The following is a 2,501-nucleotide window of genomic DNA, read 5'->3' as shown; positions in this document are numbered from 1 at the left end:
GCTCCATCGGCCAACCACACTGCGCTTATGGATAGTCAAGGCGGTGAGCGGGCAGCGATAATCGGCCGTGAGGGCCTGCAGCGGTTGGCTGCTGTGGCCCGACGGTTGCGGGGTCGGCTGAGCGACGAGGGGAACAGGTCGTCATGCGCGACGACAGTGACGTCGGCCCCAGAGGACGATTCCGGCGGTGCCGGACGGGCGGGTGTGGGCAGCGCTGCCGGAGGTGAACCGGCAGGCGGTGGTCAGGCAGTTGGTGCGGCTGGCGAGCCGCGCGTTGTCGGCCGCCGCGACGGCGAGTGAGCGGGGCCGGCGATGACCTCGGTGATGCCGTGGGAGCGGCCCGGCAGCAAGGTCGACGACCGTCACCTGCAGCGACTCGCGGTGATCTATATCCGCCAGTCCACCCGCCAGCAGCTCGTCGACCATCAGGAGTCGACCCGGTTGCAGTACGCACTGGTGGACCGGGCGGTCGCGCTCGGCTGGCAGGCGGATCGGGTCCTGGTGATCGACGAGGACCTGGGCAAGTCGGGGTCGAGTGCGGTCGCCCGCACCGGCTTCCAGCGGCTGGTCACCGAGATCGGGCTGGACCACGTCGGTCTCGTGCTGGGGATCGAGATGTCCCGTCTGGCCCGCTCCGGCAAGGACTGGTACCAGCTGATCGAGCTGTGCGCCCTGTCGGGTGCGGTACTGGCGGACACCGATGGGGTTTACGACCCGGCCGAGTACAACGACAGGCTGCTGCTGGGGCTCAAGGGCACGATGAGCGAGGCCGAACTTCACCTGATCAAGCAACGGATGTGGAGCGGGCGCCTGAACAAGGCCCGCCGCGGCGAGCTGGCCTTTCCTCTGCCCAGCGGTTACGTCCGCCGCCCGTCGGGGGAGGTCGTCCTGGACCCGGACGAGCAGGTGCAGACCGTGATCCGTCTGATCTTCGCGCAGTTCGAGCGGCTCGGCACTTTGCACGGTGTGCTGCGCTATCTCGTCGACCATGACATCCAGTTGGGCATCCGGCTGCGGGAGGGGCCGGACAAGGGCACCCTGGAATGGCGAAGGCCGAACCGGATGACGCTCCAGACCCTGCTGCACAATCCCGCCTATGCCGGCATCTACGCCTACGGGCGGCGCCGGGTCGACCCGCGCCGCCAGGACCCGGCCCGACCGAGCACCGGACGGGTCGTCCGCTCCCGGGACGGATGGCATGTAATGATCCCGAATCTCCTGCCCGCCTACATCACCGTCGCCCAGTTCGAGGCGAACGAGGCGAGACTGGCGGCCAACCGCGCCCGCGCCGAAGCCATGGGCGCGGTACGAGGCGGCCCCGCACTCACGGCCGGGCTGGTGCACTGCGGACGCTGCAATCGGCGCATGACCGTGCGCTACCACACCCAGCACAGCAAGGCCCTGCCCGAGTACGTGTGCGCCCGGGACGTGACCAACTACGGCGCCCAGAAGAGCTGCCAGCTGCTCAACTCCGCCTGCGTGGACGCCTTCGTCGAGCAACAGGTCCTCGCGGCACTGACGCCCGCCGCCGTCGAGGTGTCCCTGCGCGCCGCTGACCAGGTCCTGGCTGAGCGAGCCGAGCTGGAACGACTGTGGTCGCAACGGTTGGAACGCGCCGCGCAGGACGCCGACCGGGCCCGCCGCAGCCACCACCTCGCCGAACCGGAGAACCGCCTGGTCGTGCGCCACTTGGAGAAGGAGTGGGAGGACGCACTCGCCGCCCAGCAGCGGCTCCGCGAGGACTACGACCGCTTCACCCGCAGCAGTCCGCACATCCTCACCCCGGCCGAGCGGCAGACCATCACGGCTCTGGCCGGCGACATCGAGGGTTTGTGGCGTGCGCACAGCACCACGACAGCGGACCGCAAGGAGATCATCCGCGCGGTCGTCGACAAGGTCGTCGTCACCGTGCTCGGCACCAGCGAGCGGGTGAAGGTCACGATCGTCTGGGCCGGCGGGACCACTACAGCGGGAGAGGTCATCCGCCCGGTCCAGCGACTGGAACAGCTCAGCTACTACCCACAACTGACCGATCGGATCCGCGAACTCGCAGGCCAGGGCATCGGAGCCACCGGGATCGCCCACCGCCTGGAAGCCGAGGGCTTCCGACCCGCGAAGGGCGGCAAGCGGATCTCCGCAGCCACCGTCCGCGACCTCATGCGCCGCCTCGCCTGCCCCGCAGGCCGTGTCCACCGGCACCGCCCCGCACCACCCGGCGAGGAACCCGGCCCGGACGAATGGTGGCTCAAGCACCTGGCCGCCGAGCTGGACATGACCACCTCCACTCTCTATGCCTGGATCAACCGCGGCTGGATCACCACCCGCCGGGAGAGCTGCTGGCCCCACCGCCTCATCGCCCACGCCGACCAGCAAGACCTCGCCGAACTCCGCGAACGCCGCACCCGTCCGCCTGGCTGGTACAGCCGCCGCATCTGGACCGAGACCGCCGAGACAACAGAGCAACAGACTCCATGAGTGCACTGTGCTTGACAGATCTCGAC

At 69.3% G+C, this 2,501-nt stretch carries 1 protein-coding gene; it reads left to right on the top strand.

All coding sequences use genetic code 11. The features are described from left to right. Positions 1-312: 312 nt before the first annotated feature. Positions 313-2,475 (top strand): recombinase family protein, encoded by a 2,163-nt coding sequence (locus tag ABZ818_RS42685; RefSeq protein ID WP_361427699.1) that lies wholly within the window; start codon positions 313-315, stop codon positions 2,473-2,475. The last annotated feature ends 26 nt before the right edge of the window (positions 2,476-2,501 follow it).

This window comes from Streptomyces sp. NPDC047453, assembly GCF_040643155.1.
Lineage (GTDB): Bacteria > Actinomycetota > Actinomycetes > Streptomycetales > Streptomycetaceae > Streptomyces.
This window is presented reverse-complemented; position numbering and strand designations above follow the sequence as displayed.